Here is a 15,230-nt window from a genome sequence, read left to right as displayed (position 1 = left end):
GGACCGGGTCGCACTTCTGGATGTCCCTCCTTCGAGTATTGGCATGTCGCCGGCGCCGCCGGTTTCGGCATAGGATTGCAATTGCAATGATTGTAGTTGCAACGATAACCCGATGACAAGGACCGCCATGACCTCGACGCACTCCCTCACGTTCTATACGGCCGACACGCCGAACGGGCACAAGATCGCGATCTACCTGGAAGAGGCCGGGCTCGCCCACGATCGCGTGCAGGTGAACCTGTCCGCCGGCGAGCAGCGCAGCCCGGCGTATCTCGCGATCAATCCGAACGGCAAGATCCCGGCCATCGTCGACCACGACACGGGGCTCGCCGTATTCGAATCCGGCGCGATCCTCAGCTATCTCGCCGCGAAGACGGGGTGCCTGCAGCCCGAAACGCTGGCCGAGCGCACGGCGGTCCAGCAATGGCTGCATTTCCAGATCGGCGGGATCGGGCCGATGCTCGGCCAGCTGTGGTGGTTCCTGCACGCATCGAAGACGGGCAATGTGGAAGCGATCGACCGCTACCGGAAGGAGGCGCTGCGTCTCTACGGGGTCGTGAACGGCCGCTTGTCGGAATCGGCGTATCTCGCGTCGTCGCGGTATTCGATCGCCGATATCGCGGCGTTTCCGTGGCTGCGCACGGCGGACGAGCTCGACCTCGACATTGCCGGTTTTCCGCACGTCGAGCGCTGGCTTGCCGATATCGCCGCGCGGCCGGCCGTACAACGCGGCCTGATCGCATGCCGCGCGTCGACGGCCGAGGCGGCGCACTGACATCGCGCGCGCCGCATGCGGCCATGATCGCAACAAAGCGCGCGCTTCGTGTCATCCGAATGGACGAGAACGCTGCATGCGGCCGGCGTGCGGATTCGTGTGGCGGGGCATCGTTCCGGCTGCTCGCCAGCGTGTTCATGCACGACGGCGCGCCATGCGTGGTCGCGCGCCGCAGGTTCGGCGCAAGCTGCTGAGCGTCGAGTAGCGGCCGCACGGCCGGGGCGGCTATCCATCGGCGCTGGCCGCACGCGGGGTATCGCGCGAACCGATGCTTAGCATCGCGGCCGGCGGCCTACCGCGGCCGCCGCCCGGTCATTACGCTGGGGCGATCATTCACTCTGTCCGGAAGGTCGCCATGTCCCGGCTCGACTACACACTGCTCGGCCCCTGTCTGCTCGCCATCGCGCTCGACGCGATGGGATTCGGGCTCGTTTATCCGATGATGTCCGCGATCTTCAGCGACCCGCACGCGGGTATCCTGCCGGCCGACGCCGGCGCGCACGTGCGCAATTTCTATCTCGGTCTCGGCTACGGAATCTACCCACTGTGCATGTTCTTCGGCTCGTCGCTGATGGGCGAACTGTCCGACCGCTACGGACGCCGCCGGATCCTGCTGCTGTGCGTGCTCGGCCTCGCGGCCGGCTACGCGATGATGGCGGCCGGCGCGTGGCACGCGAGCATCGCGTTGCTGCTGGCGGGCCGCGGGCTCACCGGCCTGATGGCCGGCTGCCAGGGCATCGCGCAGGCGGCCATCACCGATCTCAGCACGCCTGACACGAAGGCGTACAACATGAGCATCATGTCGCTCGCGTTCAGCGCGGGCGTGATCGTCGGGCCGGTGCTCGGCGGCGTCACGTCCGATCGGACGATCTCGCCGCTGTTCGACTACGGCACGCCGTTCGTGCTGGTCGCCGCGCTGGCGCTGATCTGCGCGTGCTGGACCTGGGCGTCGTATCGCGATTCCGCCGCGCCGCGCGGCGATACGCGCATCGATCCGCTGCTGCCGCTGCGGATCATCGGCGAGGCTGCGCGCCAGCGCAACGTTGCGTTCCTGTCGGCGGTGTTCTTCTTGATGCAGGTCGGTTACGGGCTCTACCTGCAGACCATCATGCTGCTGTTGCAGGCGAAATTCGGCTATACGAGCGCGCGGCTCGGGCTGTTCAGCGGCGTGATCGGCATCTGTTTCGTGTTTGGCCTGCTGTGCGTCGTGCGGCTGATGCTGCGCGTGTGGCGCGTGATCGATATCGCGAAGACGGGCCTGCTCGTCGCCGGGCTTGGTCAGATCCTGTCCGCGCTGTTTCCGCGCGAACCGGTGCTGTGGGCGCTCGCGATGGTCGTCGGCTGCTTCGACATGGTTGCGTACACGACGATGTATACGGCGTTTTCCGACGCGGTCAGCGACGATAGGCAGGGCTGGGCGCTCGGCGTCGCGGGCTCGGTGATGGCGGTCGCGTGGGTCGTGACGGGCGCACTGACGAACCTGCTGCCCGTGCTCGGCGAGACCGGGCTGCTGCTGATCGGCGGCGCGGGTTTCCTGCTCGGCTTTGCGATGATGGTCGTGTATGGCCGCACGCGGCCGGGTGCGCGAACGGCCGTGTTGTCCTAGGCGGGCTCGCACGTCCGTTAGCCTGCCCGCGGCGATGATCCGGCGGCCCCACGACCATCATCGCGCGATCTGCGCGGCGCGCCGTCGCGCACGCGAGTTGGAAGAAGGCGGGCGCTGGGCGCGGCGCACGCATCGGTCCGTTGGCTGGCGGTATGCGGCAGACGAGCGCGAGGGGGCGAGCATGGCCGGATGCATGGTATGACGTCGTGGTCGGAGCGATGTCGTCGGAATGGTGGCCAAACGATATGTTTGACCGTAGCGCGGCTGCCGTGGCGCGTGATTCCGTGGCGCGGACAGCGCTCACGCTCGCGCGCGGTCCGGCTCCGGAACTTGATCGGTCGGAGCCGGACCGCAGCTTACCGCCACGAACCGTCGACGTAGACCCACACCGGCCCCTGCCGGCGCCAGTAGCCGGGCACCCAGCGGCGTCCGGGGCGCCGTGCGACCCAGCGGCCGGACACCCATATATAACGGCCGCGCTGCCAGCGCCAGTAGCCGTCCGTCCATATATAGCCGTGCGGCCGGGGCGGCGGCGGGCGACGGTCGTGGCGTGCCGGCGGCGGCGCGAAGCCGGGGCGATCCGCATACGGCGGGCCGCCGGGAACGCGGTTCGGGCCGGATGGCCGGTACACGGGCGGGGCAGGCTGGGCGGAGGCGGCACGCAGCCAGCCGGTGCCGACGAAGGCGGCGGTCAATCCGATGGCGCGCAGCAGCGAGCGTCGATTCATGGCGGTTCCTGTTCTGTATTCGAGGCCGCCTTACATTAGCCTGCCTGTACGCCCGCCGGGTTACGTGGACGGTCAAGGCTGTTACCGAGTGTCACGGCAGGCGCGAGCCGCCTTTCCTTTCCAGCGACTGACGGGATCGCGCCGTGGACCGGCGTGCGCCCGCTGTTGACGGGTCGAGGGGACGCTTTGGAGGCGGATTGGTCAATATTTGAGATTGATTTGGGTAATAGTTACCGATTTGAGGTTGCCGAACCGAATCCGTTTGTTGTTTCTATGCAACCGTCAAGACGATGACATGTAAGAATGGTGCGATGAAAGCCTCCAAAAAGTACGCGTCAAGAAGTCAAAAACAAACGTTAAAACAAATACTTATGACGCGTCCCCACTTTCATTATTTCTAGTTCTGGAAAAGCTTATTTCTTTATTTGCGGATCGCTCCCCTAGGGTACACCCCTAAACTCACGGTTCCCAAACGGGCAACTATCCGGGCGCCGCCAGCAGGACCGATGGCGCTCCCGGGCGGTTGCAGACCGTTTATGAACAAGGTCGCGAGACCTGCCTCTTTTTAGAAGGGAGCTCCACGAATGAACAAGACTCTGATCGTTGCAGCAGCTGCAGCATCGTTCGCTACCGTCGCTCACGCGCAAAGCAGCGTCACGCTGTACGGCGTGCTGGACGCAGGCATCACCTACACGAGCAACGTCCAGCCGGCACTCGGCCAAGCTGGCAAGTCGCGTTGGGCGATGGGTTCGGGCATTGACCAGAGCCGTTTCGGCCTGCGTGGCTCGGAAGATCTGGGTGGCGGCCTGAAGGCAATCTTCACGTTGGAAAGCGGCTTCAACATCGGTAACGGCCGCTTCGCGAACGGCAACGGCGGCATGTTCAACCGCCAGGCTTTCGTCGGCCTGTCGAGCCAGTACGGCACGGTCACGCTGGGTAAGCAGTATGACGCAACGCAAGACTACCTGGCGCCGCTGACGGCAACGGGCTCGTGGGGCGGCACGTACTTCGCGCACCCGCTGAACCTCGACCGTCTGAGCACGAACGGTGACGTCGCACAGAACAACACGATCAAGTTCACGAGCGCAAACTACGCTGGCCTGCAATTCGGCGGCACGTACTCGTTCTCGAACAACACGAACTTCGGCAACAACCGTGCGTACAGCGCAGGTGCTGCATACCAGTTCCAAGGCCTGAAGCTGGCAGCTGCATACTCGCAAGCGAACCTGGGTGACGGCACGAACGCAAACGGCGCAACGTCGTCGGCGATCGGTGGCATCGCTTCCCAAGGCCGCGTCCGCACGTACGGCGCAGCTGCTGGCTACGCATTCGGCCCGGCACAAGTCGGCGCTGCATGGACGCAAGCACGTCTGGACAACAACGCAGTTGCTGCAGGCACGCTGCGCACCGACAACTACGAAGTCAACGCGAAGTACAACCTGACGCCGGCTCTCGGCCTGGGTGCTGCTTACACGTACACGAACGCGAAGATCAACAACGGCAGCACGCACTGGAACCAGTTCGGCCTGCAAGCTGACTACGCACTGTCGAAGCGCACGGACGTCTACGCACAAGCTGTGTACCAGCGTGCAGCGAAGAACGGCATCGGCGCGTCGATCTACAACGGCGACAGCTTCAACAACAACCTGCCGAGCTCGTCGATCAACCAAACCGCAGCAACGGTTGGTCTGCGTCACCGCTTCTAAGCGTGACGGGCGGGGTAACCCGCTCCGCAGCATCGAAAAGGCGCCTTCGGGCGCCTTTTTTTCGTTTGCGGAAGGCGATGACGATAATCCGGATCGTCCGAATGCGAAAAAGCGAGGCTCATGCCTCGCTTTTGTCGTTCCGTGCCCGTATGGCGCGGCGCTGACCGGCTGCTAGCTCAACGCGTGTATTCGCCGTTGGCTTCCGGCTGGAAGACGATCGCGGCGACCTTCATCAGCTTTTCGGCGCCGCTCGGCTGCATCACCTTGACCATCTGGCCGCGCTGCGTGCCCAGCAACGCCATGCCGACGGGCGAGAACACGTTCAGGCGCCCGAGTTCGAGGTTGGCGGCGTCCGGATAAACGATCGTCCAGGTGGCCTGTTCCTGGGTTGCTTCGTCGAGCAGCGTGATTTGCGAGTTCATCGTGACGACGTTCGCCTTGATGGCGTCGGGCTGGACGATATCGGCGCGCTTGAGCAGCGTATCAAGCATCGTCTGAAAGCGCGGGTTGTGCTCGGCGTGCTTTTCGAGGCGAGCGACGTCGAGTTCGGTCAACTGGTAAAGGCGTTGTTTCATGGTGGTTCTCCAAATGATCGGCAGGGGCAGGCGTGGCGTGCCTATGAGGATCGCCCGGAGCCTGTCTAACCTGGCTCCGGGTGGAGACCGTGCGGTCAGATCAGGCGCCGGGCAGGGGCGAGCGGCGCCTGGGCCGTGCGTCGAGCGAGGGGGTGCGCCGGCTGGCTGGCGCGCGCGCACACGCCGGCCGGGCCGGACTGCGAAACCGAAAGGGGCGCGAGCGCGTACATGATGGACGGAATATCGACTGGCGAATGAAACCTTACGATTCTACAACACAACCTTCCGGACATGTGATCTGGCTGTTGGCGTTTCGTCAGCGATTGTTGTGTAGGTGAAGCAAGTTGGAGCGACCCTGTCCCGAAACAGTGGCCGATCTTTTCCAAAAACGCAACGCTGTATGTTCAAACTGAGGGTTTTCCCTTGGAGTGGCGCGCACTACACTGAATTCAATCGCTTCAGACAGTCTTGCCGAGGCGACGTCAAAACAGAACATATTCCGGAGGTAAATCATGAAGTCGATCATCTACGCAGCCATCGCCGCATCCGTTCTTGCCGCTCCGATCGCATCGTTCGCGCAGTCGGAGCAGGGGTTGACCCGCGCCGAGGTCAAGGCCGAACTCGTGCAACTCGAGCAGAACGGCTACAAGCCGCAGGCGAGCGATTCGCAATACCCGAGCGACATCCAGGCCGCCGAGCAGCGCGTCCGGCCGAACCAACCAATGCTCGCGCAAGCCGACACGAGCGGCTACGGTGCCGCGGCAACGGGCGCGGCGCAAGGCGGCCGCCGCGTGACGCGGGAAGCGCCGAATCCCGTGAATTCGGTCTACTTCGGTAACTGATCGAACGTCCCCCGGGTCTGCCCGAGCGCACCGCTGAATTGACGAGACGCGCGCCAGTCGCGCGCGTCGTTCGCCCGCAGGAGCAGAACCTCCGTCGCCGCATGCCGGCGGCTTTCCGCCCAGACGCTGACGCGTTTGGGCCTTTTTTGCTGGGCGGATCAGGCGGACGTGACGCTCGGCGTGCCGTGGATATAGTGTTCGAGCTGGCTGATCGTGAACTGCTGATCGGCAATCACGCTCTTCACGAGGTCGCCAATCGAGATGAGGCCGACCAGCTTGCCGCCGTCGAGCACGGGCAGGTGACGCATCCGGTGCTCGGTCATCAGCGCCATGCACTCGTCGGTGGATTGCGACGGTTCGACGTAGCGCACCTTCGCCGTCATGATTTCCTCGACGCGGGTGGCCTTCGACGAGCGGTCCTGCAGGACGATCTTGCGCGCGTAATCGCGCTCGGTGACGATGCCCGCAATGTCGTCGCCGTCCACGACCAGCAGTGCGCCGATGCCCTTTTCCGCCATCAGCTTGATGGCGTCGTAGACGAGATCGGTCTTCGTGACGGTGTAGATGGTGCGGCCCGAATCCGGCTTGGCCTTGAGAATCTGCGCGACAGTCGTGCTCATTCGCTTTCTCCGTGTGCAGGTCGATGCAGGGCAGGCGGGGCGTGATGCGCGTCACCCGGTGAACCCAGTATAGCCGGGCGGGCGGCGGCAGTCGCGTGACGTTTCCAGATTAGCGGTAAACTCGCGTCACGCACCATCCACATAACTCCTACATTCCTGAAGTTTCGATTGAATTCATGATGTCTTCGCGTCCCCAATCGCCCACGCCGGGCAATGGCCAGGCCGACGAGTGCGTGACGCTCGTCGCCACCGCGTTGCTGCCCACGCGCTACGGTACGTTCACGTCATACGCGTTTCGCGTGTCGGGCAGCGATGCCGAACACCTCGCGCTCGTGATGGGCGACGTGACGGGCGAGCAGTCCGTGCTGACCCGGCTGCATTCCGAATGCCTGACCGGCGACGTGTTCGGCTCGTACCGCTGCGATTGCGGCGAGCAACTCGATCTCGCATTGCGTTACATCGCGGCCGAAGATCGCGGCGTACTGCTGTATCTGCGCGGCCATGAAGGCCGCGGCATCGGCCTGAGCAACAAGATCCGCGCGTACGCGCTGCAGGAGCAGGGGCGCGACACCGTCGAGGCGAACCTCGATCTCGGCCTGCCAGACGACGCTCGCGAATACGACTCGGCCGCCGCGATCCTGCGCATCCTCGGCGTGACGTCGGTGCGGCTGATGAGCAACAATCCGAAGAAGTTCGATACGCTCGTGAAGCACGGGATTCCCGTTTGCGAGCGCGTGGCGCTCGCGGTGCCCGTGCGCGAGGAAAACGAACGTTATATCCGCACGAAGCAGACGAAGTTCGGGCATTACTTCGAGGAAAACGAGTAACCCGAGCAGGCGTGCCAGCGCCTGTTTCTCGTCACCCATTCTTCCGATCGTCGCCGCGACATGCGACGATCGCGATTTCTTCCTCATTCGTTCCGGTTCCGGGTTCGTGACGTCATCTGAATTGCACCCGCCGCCCATCTGCTCTGCACGCCCATGACGACCACGCCATTCAGGATCGAAACCGAACGCCTGACGCTGCGCCGCTGGCGAACCACGGATGCGGAAGCGCTATCGGCGATGCATGCGGATCCGGACGTGACCGCGTGGCTCGCGCGCGGCCCGATGTCGATCGACGAGGCAGGTGACGTCATTGCGCGCTTCGACGCGCATGTCGATGCGCACGGCTTTGGCGCGTGGGCGGTCGAGCGTCGCGCCGATGCGTTGCTGGTCGGCGTTTGCGGCCTGTCGTATGAGGCACGCGCAACGCATCCGATGGCGCCCTGCGTCGAGATCATGTGGCGACAGGCGCGCCATGCGTGGGGGCATGGCTACATGGGCGAAGCGGCCGCTGCCGCATTGGCCGACGGGTTCGACCGGATCGGGCTCGGCGAGATCTTCGCGTGGACGGCCGACGCCAACCTGCGATCGCAACAGGTGATGCAACGGCTCGAGATGCTGCGCCAGCCCGCGCGCGATTTCGACCATCCCGCGTTGCCGGAAGGGCACCCGCTGCGACGGCATGTCGTTTACGTCGCCCGCTCCGGCAGCCGTGCCGGCGTGTAACGGCTCCGCGCGCGTGCCCGTCAGCGCCACGTGCCGTTCTGCAACACGATCCTATAGCTGTCGGCATCCTCGAAGGTCTGGCCTGATATTTCCCAGTATGGATTGAACGACGTCACCGGCATGAAGCCGTGTGCGGTCGCGCGCTCGCAGGCGGTTTCCCATTCCGGACGATCGGGCAGATAGAACACGATCAGATCCTCGGGTGTCGGCGATGGCGCGATCGGATGGTCGGGGCAGTGCGTGAACTCGAAGTGATAGTCGAGGCCTTCGCGTCCGAGCATCACACCGGAAAAGCCGTCGTGATCTTCGAAGCGAGCCAGTACGGACAGATCCAGTGCGTCGCGATACATGCGCTCGGTGCGGGCGAGGTTGCTGACCGGGCGGGCAATGCGCAGATGGGCGTGCAAGATGGCCTCGGCGGGAAGTGGTGGGCCGCTCAATGATAAGCCGTCCGATCGCGATTGCGCGAGGCGAGCGGGCCGCGCTTCGGGCGATACTTGGCGTATCGAACGATATCGATTCGATACGGCCAAGCGAATCGAATGGTGTCGACCCTCATCTCGCGAAAGAAAAAACATGACGCTTCTCGATTCCATGTGGGCACGCCGCGTCGCAGCGGCCACTCGTCGGCAAGACATTCGAATTCATGCGTTCGGCGCCGCCTGTCGCACGACATGCGGATACGCGCATGCTGGGTGGGAGGTGACGAATGGGTAAGCCCGATCTTCGTCGACCGGTTGCCGGACCTTATCGTCAGTCGCGATGGGCGGCTGGAGTTGAGGCCGCCTTCGGGTGGGTGGCAAGGGGGACGTTGGTGCTGGCCGGCTTGGCGCTGGTCGCGTTGGCGGCGCTGACGGGCGACGTCGGTGCCGTGACGGACCTGCCGGCGACCCGGAAGGGCTGGCTGTACCTGCTGCTGGCGCTTGTCGTCGCGGTCGCGCTGATATTTGCGGTGCGCCACTACTGGCTGCGGCCGACTGGTATGCATCCAGCGGGCTAGCCACACGGGGAAGATGATGCGTCCCCACAAACGTTCAGGCAATAAAAAAGCCCGCTGCTTGAGCGGGCTGAATCCATGTTTGGAGACATGGAGGAGACAGACATAAATTTAAGGGAAAACCCGGACGTTTGCAAGCCCTCGTTGTATCCGCACAACTTACCGCCGTGCAAATCGCCGCGCAGCGGCACGGCCTCATTCACATGCCGCCGGCCCGTGCATGCGCCGCAAACGCGCCAAACCGCTCTTGCGCGATGGGGAGCGCGTATTTGCTGCGCATTTCCGTCTCGATCCATGCACAGGCCTCGCGTGCGCAGTCGGTCAATGCGTGCCGCGTCGCATGCCCGTCGATGTCGTAGACGAAACGCACGCCGACCTCGTCGTCGTCGACCTGTCGCTCGAGCTGATTGAGCTGCAGTTGCGGCCCATGCTGTTGGGACAGCGCGCGCAATTCGTCGAAGTGATATTCGAGCCAGTCCGCGAAGAACAGCGCGTCGCTGTGGCTGGGCAGGCGGAAAGCTGCGCTGCGCGACGGGCGCGCTGCGATTTCGCCGGGCGCCGCATGCGGTTCCCGGGCCGAGGCGACGGGCGCGAGCGGGTGCCGCATCTGCCGGTACGGCTCGCGATCGCGCAATGCGTGCCACAGCAATTCGTCGCCCGCCGCGCCGGACGGCTGCATCGTCAGGTCGTGCCGGCCGTCGCCGGTCGCGGCGATGTCGCGGATCACGAGACGCAGCGAGCACAGCGGCTCGTCCGCAACCAGCAGGGTGGCCGGGCGCGGCAGCCCGCACACGAGCGGCGCGGCGCCGGCTGCCCGAAACACGAGCCCGCGGCGGTCGAGCCGTACGAGCGGCAACGGCCTCGGAAACGCCGGATAGGCGACCGCGATGCCGGCGCCGCTGGCGTTCGTCAACCGCGGCATCATCGCGCGAAAGACCTGGGACTGGTCCACGTTGGTTCTCCTTCGTTACGATGCCGCCCGGACGGAAACGTGCGTTCCGGCTCAGGCGGCGATAGCTTGCCGGGCAGTCTGCCCCGGCTCGATTCCTAGTGCCGCAAACGTTTGCGAGTCGATGTCGATCCAGCACGCGACCACCAGACGTCCGTCGACCTGCTTCGGCGGGCCTGCGCGGTGCGCGTGTATGCCGATCCGGCGGAACAGCCGCTCCATGCTCGCGAACGTCACGCCGATCAACTGCCGCGCGCCGAGCTGCGCCGCGCATTCGACGACGGCCGCGAGCATCGGGCGCACGGCCCATTCGGCATTGCCGGGCCCGCCTTCGTCGTCGGTCGCCGCGAATCGGGACAGTTCCCACACGGCGGCCGATTCCGGCAGCGGCATGTCCTCGGCGACCAGGTCGGCGAACAGCGACTTCAGCAGATACGGGCGCGTCGTCGGCAGCAGGCGCGCGCAGCCGCACATGTCGCCGTCGGCGTTGCGCGCGAACACGTAGACGGTATCGTCGCGATCGAACTGGTCGCGCTCGAAACTTTCGTTCGCCGATGGGAGCGCCCAACCGAGCTGTTCGACGAACACACGGCGCCGATAGCGCCCTAGATCCGCCGCGAGTTCGTGTGATAACCGCCCTTCCTCGTGAACGAAGGTCTGCATGGATGTCCTCGGATCTGTGCTTTTGTATGCACGCATTACAGCGCGCGGCACGAGGAGCCTGTAACTGGTAACTCTTACAGGGTGATGGCGTAAAGACGCCATTTGCGCGGTGGTAACGGTTTCTTGATCGACGGGATTGAAAACCGGGCCGCTTTTGCTTATAAAGAGCGCCAGTCTTGCAAAATTGTCAGAGGAATGCGCAGCCGGTTGTCACTGGAGCGTGGGCCCGGCATGATAGGCGTCGTCGTGCCCGAGGAGGGCCGACGCGACCGCGGCGGGCCAGTCGATGGCGGCGAGCCGCGCGGCGAGCGCGGCGGCCGTACGGAACATGCCGATGTCGGCGCCCTTGGCGTCGACGGCCATCACGTTGCTGCGGACGTCGCCGCCCGCGATCACGAACGTGCCCGTCGCACGTTCGAGGTACCAGTCCCAGCCGACCGTCACGTAGGCGACGCCGGCACCGGCCGCGCGATGCCATTCGGTATAGCCGGCGAGGCGGGCGTCGATCGCGTTGTCGTGCAGTTCGGCCAGCAGCGAGGGGTCGAGGCCGCTCGCGACATGGTCGAGCACAAGCGCGGCCAGTGCGCTTTCTGACAGGCGTACGTAGCCGTCCGGGGACGGGCCGGGGACTGGGTGCAGCAAGGGTGAAGTCATGCGCGGAATGTATCAGCCTCGAACGGGTGCTGGAACCTGACAAGTATGACAGCGTGACGTTGTCGGAGAAAGAATGGAACTGCGCTGGCAGGATGCCTACCAACAATTCAGCGCCGCGGAAGACGAGCAGCAGCTCTTCCAGCGGATCGCCGCCTATTCCAGGCGGCTGGGATTCGAATATTGCTGCTACGGCATTCGCGTACCGCTGCCCGTTTCGAAGCCCGCGGTCGCCATCTTCAATACCTACCCGGAAGGCTGGATGGCGCACTATCAGGCGCAGAACTATATCGAGATCGACTCGACGGTTCGCGACGGCGCACTCAGCACCAACATGATCGTCTGGCCGGACGTCGACAACATCGACCCATGTCCGCTGTGGCAGGACGCGCGCGATTTCGGGTTGTCGGTGGGCGTCGCGCAATCGAGCTGGGCGGCGCGCGGCGCGTTCGGCCTGTTGAGCATCGCCCGTCATGCCGACCGGCTGACGCCGGCCGAGATCAACATGCTGACGCTGCAGACGAACTGGCTCGCGAACTTGTCGCATTCGCTGATGAGCCGCTTCATGGTGCCGAAGCTGTCGCCCGCGGCGGGCGTCACGCTGACCGCGCGCGAGCGCGAGGTGCTGTGCTGGACGGCCGAGGGCAAGACCGCGTGCGAAATCGGCCAGATCCTCAGCATCTCGGAGCGGACGGTCAACTTCCACGTGAACAACATCCTCGATAAGCTCGGCGCGACCAACAAGGTCCAGGCGGTCGTCAAGGCGATCTCGGCCGGCCTCATCGAACCACCTTGACGTGACGTCGCGCGACGGCGGCGCCGGATGCGGCGGCCGCCACGCCGCGGCTCACTCCATCATCGGCTCCGCTTCCTTCGCGGTCCAGCTCACGCTGGAAATGCTTTTCTCCATGCTCATCCGGCTCGCGATCTGCTCGAGCTTCTGCTGATCCTTCGGATGCAGCTTCAGCGTCGCGGTCACCTTCAGCCGGTCGGGTTGCTCGGGCACGTCTTCGCTCGTAAGGCTCTGGAACGACAGCGGCTTCGCATACATCGCGTTCGACAGCAGCGTGCGGATGTGCACTTCGTCGGCGGCGAGGCAGATCACGGTGATCTGGTATTCGCGCACGAGATCGGCATTCGACACGGGCGTTGCGTTGATGGCCTGGCTGACGCCGCGCAGCACCGTATTGGTGAGCAGCACGACGCCCGTGCCGGCGAGCGCCGGCACGTAGTGGCCGGAGCCGGCCAGCACGCCGACGGCGGCCGAGCACCACAGCGTCGCGGCGGTGTTGATGCCCTGGATCGAGCCCTTGTCGCGCATGATCACGCCGCCGCCGAGAAAGCCGACGCCCGACACGACGTACGCGGCGATCTGCGTGACGCCCGCGACGCCGTTGCCGGTCAGCACGCCGAGCGTGACGAACAGGCACGCGCCGCTCGCGACGAGCGTGATGGTGCGCAGGCCGGCCGTGCGCTGGCGCATCTGCCGCTCGAGGCCGATGGCGACGCCGCAGGCGAACGCGGTGAAAAGACGGAGTGCGAAATCGAAAGTCATGGTTGTCCTGCCGTGCAAGAAGCGCATGCCGGCGCGCGTCGCCACGGCGCAAGGCCGAACGCGACGCGGCGATAGCCGTCATCGCGCGGTACTGTACCGCGCGAATGCGTCATTCAGTGTGAAACGGGGGGAGCGTGCGGCTCGCGGAACGCGAGCCGCGGCAGGAGAACTGCGGCGGACAGGCGTTCAGGCGGCAAGCGGCGCACGCAACGGAGTGCTGCAACTGTCCACGATGGTTCCCGAAGGAAGAATGGGCGGCATTCTAGTGGGCGGCGCGCGCCCGCGTCAACCGCCTCGCGGCGGCGCTACCGGGTCGTGCCGATCGTCCCCGTCGCGAGCGCGAGCGCGGCGGCGGCCGACAATGCGCCGGCATAGCTGTCGACTTCCGCGTTCCGCGCGGCGAGCAACTGGCTTTGCGCGATCGTCGCGTCGGTGACCGAACCGACGCCGCTCCGGTACGCGGTCAGCGCCGCGTCGTAGCTGGTTTGCGCGGCATCGACGAGTGCCTTCGCGGCGTCGTGCGACGCCAGGCTCGTCTGCACCGCGTTCTGCGCGGCGACGACCTGGCGCACCGCTTCCTCCTTGGTCCGCGTGAGGCGAGCGGATGCGTTGTCCGCGTCGTTGCGCGCCTGCATCAAGACGGCGGAGCGCAAGCCGCCGTCGTACAGCGGAATCGTCACGCCGAGGAACACGCCGCCGCCGTAGCGGCTGCCGTTCAGGTTGACGGTCGGCGCCTGGTCGCCGATCGCGGGCAGCGCGGAGATGGACGTGCCGCCGCTCGCATACGACGTCGATGCGGACAGGAAGATCTTCGGCATGAACGCGGCTTGCGCTGCCTTGATCTTCGCGCGATTGGCCTTTTCGACCGCGAACGCGCCCTGCAGATCGGGGCGGCGCGCGATCGCGTCCGACACGATCGCATCGACCGACGAGCCGAGCGCGGGCGGCAGCGGCCGCTTCGGCAGCGCGGCGATCGTCGGCTTCGACAGCGGCGAGATGCCGAGCGCGGAGACGAGCGCGAGGTAGCCGTCGCTCTCGGCGCCGTTCGCCTGCACGAGCGCGAGGTTCGCCTGCGCGCGGTTCTGCGTCGCCTGCGCGAGCTCGACGACCGTGCCGACGCCGTGCTTGAGCCGCGCGCGGGACGCCGCAAGGATCGCATCCGCGTTCGCGAGGCCCTGTTGCGCGCTGAGCGCGCGCGAGCGGGCGGCTTCGTAGCGGTAGTACGAGACGGTCACGTCGTGGATCACCTGCTGGTGCACGGCCGTGAACGCGACGTTCGACGCGATCGACGCCTGCTCCGCCGCTTCGACGCGCGCCGCGCGGCCGCCGAAATCGAACAGCAACCATTGCAGCGACAGCGCCGAAATCGTGCCGTGCACGGTGGTGTTGCTCGACGAATCGCCGAGGATCGTCGACGTCGAACCGTGGTTCGCCTGGTACGCGCCCATTGCCGTCGCCGACAGGCGCGGCAGATAGGCGGACTTGGCGAGGCCGACCGCGAGCGCCGCATTGCGCGCGTCGTTCCAGGCGATGCGGGTCAGCGGGTTCGCCGATTCAGCGAGATCGATCAGCTCGGGCAGCGTGTACGCATGCGCGGCATCGAGCGCGGCCGGCGCCGACACCGACGCGAGCGCCGGCGAGGCCGGCAGCGTGTAGTCGTGCGCACCTTGCACGGATGCGCGCGGCGGCGCCGCCACGATGTCGCCCGCGGCCGACGTTTGCGGCTGCCACGGGCGGTCGGACGCCTCCGGCGCCAGATCGATCGACGACGTCGCGCAGCCGGCCAGCGCGACGGCGGTCGCGAGCGCGGCGGCGGCGATCGAGGCGGCCGGCGGTTCAGGTACGCGCATGAGGGGCAGACTCCTTCGGTGTGGCTTGACGGGCGGCGTCGGCGATCTGCGCGAGCCGCGTGTCGATCAGGTTCAGCAGCGCGTCGCGCGCGGGGTCGGTGGGGGCGGCGCCGCCGTCGAGCGCCGCCCCCACCGACCCCGCGCGCGACGCGCTGCTGAACCT

17 protein-coding genes and 1 pseudogene are annotated in these 15,230 nt (G+C 65.8%); 9 read left to right on the top strand and 9 right to left on the bottom strand.

Annotation, left to right across the window (positions count from 1 at the left end):
* Positions 1-127: 127 nt before the first annotated feature.
* The 3 genes and pseudogenes from A9Z05_RS17860 to A9Z05_RS38440 form a co-directional block, all read left to right on the top strand.
* Positions 128-775, top strand: a complete 648-nt coding sequence (locus A9Z05_RS17860; protein ID WP_069619290.1) for a glutathione S-transferase family protein — start codon at positions 128-130, stop codon at positions 773-775.
* Positions 776-1,130: 355 nt separating this feature from the next.
* Positions 1,131-2,381 carry an MFS transporter gene (locus A9Z05_RS17850; RefSeq protein ID WP_069619288.1) on the top strand — a complete coding sequence of 417 codons (1,251 nt, stop codon included), beginning with the start codon at positions 1,131-1,133 and terminating at the stop codon, positions 2,379-2,381.
* 31 nt (positions 2,382-2,412) lie between these two features.
* Positions 2,413-2,496, top strand: a pseudogene (locus A9Z05_RS38440) (transcriptional regulator); the annotation flags it as partial.
* A gap of 241 nt (positions 2,497-2,737) precedes the next feature.
* On the opposite strand, the gene A9Z05_RS17845 reads toward A9Z05_RS38440, so the two are convergent.
* Positions 2,738-3,109 carry a YXWGXW repeat-containing protein gene (locus A9Z05_RS17845; protein ID WP_069619287.1) on the bottom strand — a complete coding sequence of 124 codons (372 nt, stop codon included), beginning with the start codon at positions 3,107-3,109 and terminating at the stop codon, positions 2,738-2,740.
* Positions 3,110-3,693: 584 nt separating this feature from the next.
* Here A9Z05_RS17845 and A9Z05_RS17840 point away from each other — a divergent pair.
* Positions 3,694-4,815 carry a porin gene (locus tag A9Z05_RS17840; RefSeq protein WP_069619286.1) on the top strand — a complete coding sequence of 374 codons (1,122 nt, stop codon included), beginning with the start codon at positions 3,694-3,696 and terminating at the stop codon, positions 4,813-4,815.
* Positions 4,816-4,991: 176 nt separating this feature from the next.
* Here A9Z05_RS17840 and A9Z05_RS17835 read toward each other — a convergent pair whose 3' ends face one another.
* Positions 4,992-5,390, bottom strand: coding sequence for a GreA/GreB family elongation factor (locus A9Z05_RS17835; RefSeq protein WP_069619285.1), 399 nt, complete (start codon positions 5,388-5,390; stop codon positions 4,992-4,994).
* 512 nt (positions 5,391-5,902) lie between these two features.
* Here A9Z05_RS17835 and A9Z05_RS17830 point away from each other — a divergent pair.
* Entirely contained in the window at positions 5,903-6,232 is a 330-nt protein-coding gene (locus A9Z05_RS17830; RefSeq protein WP_069619284.1) for a DUF4148 domain-containing protein, read from the top strand.
* A 158-nt stretch (positions 6,233-6,390) separates the two neighbouring features.
* Here the strand turns inward: A9Z05_RS17830 and A9Z05_RS17825 are convergent, their stop codons facing one another.
* Positions 6,391-6,852: a CBS domain-containing protein gene (locus A9Z05_RS17825; protein WP_069619283.1), complete on the bottom strand. Its 462-nt coding sequence runs from the start codon at positions 6,850-6,852 to the stop codon at positions 6,391-6,393.
* A gap of 176 nt (positions 6,853-7,028) precedes the next feature.
* Between A9Z05_RS17825 and ribA the strand changes: the two genes are divergently transcribed.
* Positions 7,029-7,679 (top strand): GTP cyclohydrolase II, encoded by a 651-nt coding sequence (gene ribA, locus A9Z05_RS17820; RefSeq protein ID WP_069619282.1) that lies wholly within the window; start codon positions 7,029-7,031, stop codon positions 7,677-7,679.
* Positions 7,680-7,832: 153 nt separating this feature from the next.
* Positions 7,833-8,402 (top strand): GNAT family N-acetyltransferase, encoded by a 570-nt coding sequence (locus tag A9Z05_RS17815; protein ID WP_069619281.1) that lies wholly within the window; start codon positions 7,833-7,835, stop codon positions 8,400-8,402.
* Positions 8,403-8,422: 20 nt separating this feature from the next.
* Here A9Z05_RS17815 and A9Z05_RS17810 read toward each other — a convergent pair whose 3' ends face one another.
* Complete coding sequence (locus A9Z05_RS17810) at positions 8,423-8,809, bottom strand: VOC family protein (RefSeq protein ID WP_069619280.1); 387 nt, start codon at positions 8,807-8,809, stop codon at positions 8,423-8,425.
* A 302-nt stretch (positions 8,810-9,111) separates the two neighbouring features.
* On the opposite strand from A9Z05_RS17810, the gene A9Z05_RS17805 reads away from it, so the two are divergent.
* Positions 9,112-9,402, top strand: a complete 291-nt coding sequence (locus A9Z05_RS17805) for a hypothetical protein (RefSeq protein WP_069619279.1) — start codon at positions 9,112-9,114, stop codon at positions 9,400-9,402.
* A 196-nt stretch (positions 9,403-9,598) separates the two neighbouring features.
* On the opposite strand, the gene A9Z05_RS17800 is transcribed toward A9Z05_RS17805, so the two are convergent.
* The 3 genes from A9Z05_RS17800 to A9Z05_RS17790 all read right to left on the bottom strand — a co-directional run bounded on the left by A9Z05_RS17800 (position 9,599) and on the right by A9Z05_RS17790 (position 11,665).
* The gene (locus A9Z05_RS17800; RefSeq protein WP_176730222.1) at positions 9,599-10,351 is read right to left on the bottom strand and encodes a hypothetical protein; all 753 of its coding nucleotides are present in this window, start codon (positions 10,349-10,351) and stop codon (positions 9,599-9,601) included.
* 51 nt (positions 10,352-10,402) lie between these two features.
* Positions 10,403-11,011, bottom strand: a complete 609-nt coding sequence (locus tag A9Z05_RS17795) for an acyl-homoserine-lactone synthase (protein WP_069619278.1) — start codon at positions 11,009-11,011, stop codon at positions 10,403-10,405.
* Positions 11,012-11,221: 210 nt separating this feature from the next.
* Positions 11,222-11,665 carry a DUF4902 domain-containing protein gene (locus tag A9Z05_RS17790; protein ID WP_069619277.1) on the bottom strand — a complete coding sequence of 148 codons (444 nt, stop codon included), beginning with the start codon at positions 11,663-11,665 and terminating at the stop codon, positions 11,222-11,224.
* A gap of 73 nt (positions 11,666-11,738) precedes the next feature.
* Here A9Z05_RS17790 and A9Z05_RS17785 point away from each other — a divergent pair, with 73 nt between their 5' ends.
* Complete coding sequence (locus A9Z05_RS17785; protein WP_069619276.1) at positions 11,739-12,458, top strand: autoinducer binding domain-containing protein; 720 nt, start codon at positions 11,739-11,741, stop codon at positions 12,456-12,458.
* A gap of 51 nt (positions 12,459-12,509) precedes the next feature.
* On the opposite strand, the gene A9Z05_RS17780 is transcribed toward A9Z05_RS17785, so the two are convergent.
* Both A9Z05_RS17780 and A9Z05_RS17775 read right to left on the bottom strand, forming a co-directional pair.
* Entirely contained in the window at positions 12,510-13,217 is a 708-nt protein-coding gene (locus A9Z05_RS17780) for an MgtC/SapB family protein (protein WP_069619275.1), read from the bottom strand.
* Positions 13,218-13,522: 305 nt separating this feature from the next.
* A complete protein-coding gene (locus tag A9Z05_RS17775; RefSeq protein WP_069619274.1) occupies positions 13,523-15,067 on the bottom strand; it encodes a TolC family protein in 1,545 nt (514 codons plus the stop codon).
* Positions 15,068-15,230 lie beyond the last annotated feature (163 nt).

Origin of the sequence: Burkholderia sp. A2, assembly GCF_001729305.1 — a bacterium.
Taxonomy (GTDB): domain Bacteria; phylum Pseudomonadota; class Gammaproteobacteria; order Burkholderiales; family Burkholderiaceae; genus Burkholderia; species Burkholderia sola.
The sequence above is the reverse complement of the archived record's forward strand: the minus strand, read 5'-3'. Positions and strand labels throughout refer to the sequence as shown.

What these genes read in the sequence shown, in the direction of transcription:
- A9Z05_RS17860 (WP_069619290.1), top strand. Translation starts at nt 128, where the DNA reads ATGACCTCGACGCACTCCCTCACGTTCTATACGGCCGACACGCCGAAC.
- A9Z05_RS17850 (WP_069619288.1), top strand. Translation starts at nt 1,131, where the DNA reads ATGTCCCGGCTCGACTACACACTGCTCGGCCCCTGTCTGCTCGCCATC.
- A9Z05_RS17845 (WP_069619287.1), bottom strand. Translation starts at nt 3,109, where the DNA reads ATGAATCGACGCTCGCTGCTGCGCGCCATCGGATTGACCGCCGCCTTC.
- A9Z05_RS17840 (WP_069619286.1), top strand. Translation starts at nt 3,694, where the DNA reads ATGAACAAGACTCTGATCGTTGCAGCAGCTGCAGCATCGTTCGCTACC.
- A9Z05_RS17835 (WP_069619285.1), bottom strand. Translation starts at nt 5,390, where the DNA reads ATGAAACAACGCCTTTACCAGTTGACCGAACTCGACGTCGCTCGCCTC.
- A9Z05_RS17830 (WP_069619284.1), top strand. Translation starts at nt 5,903, where the DNA reads ATGAAGTCGATCATCTACGCAGCCATCGCCGCATCCGTTCTTGCCGCT.
- A9Z05_RS17825 (WP_069619283.1), bottom strand. Translation starts at nt 6,852, where the DNA reads ATGAGCACGACTGTCGCGCAGATTCTCAAGGCCAAGCCGGATTCGGGC.
- ribA (WP_069619282.1), top strand. Translation starts at nt 7,029, where the DNA reads ATGATGTCTTCGCGTCCCCAATCGCCCACGCCGGGCAATGGCCAGGCC.
- A9Z05_RS17815 (WP_069619281.1), top strand. Translation starts at nt 7,833, where the DNA reads ATGACGACCACGCCATTCAGGATCGAAACCGAACGCCTGACGCTGCGC.
- A9Z05_RS17805 (WP_069619279.1), top strand. Translation starts at nt 9,112, where the DNA reads ATGGGTAAGCCCGATCTTCGTCGACCGGTTGCCGGACCTTATCGTCAG.
- A9Z05_RS17795 (WP_069619278.1), bottom strand. Translation starts at nt 11,011, where the DNA reads ATGCAGACCTTCGTTCACGAGGAAGGGCGGTTATCACACGAACTCGCG.
- A9Z05_RS17790 (WP_069619277.1), bottom strand. Translation starts at nt 11,665, where the DNA reads ATGACTTCACCCTTGCTGCACCCAGTCCCCGGCCCGTCCCCGGACGGC.
- A9Z05_RS17785 (WP_069619276.1), top strand. Translation starts at nt 11,739, where the DNA reads ATGGAACTGCGCTGGCAGGATGCCTACCAACAATTCAGCGCCGCGGAA.
- A9Z05_RS17780 (WP_069619275.1), bottom strand. Translation starts at nt 13,217, where the DNA reads ATGACTTTCGATTTCGCACTCCGTCTTTTCACCGCGTTCGCCTGCGGC.
- A9Z05_RS17775 (WP_069619274.1), bottom strand. Translation starts at nt 15,067, where the DNA reads ATGCGCGTACCTGAACCGCCGGCCGCCTCGATCGCCGCCGCCGCGCTC.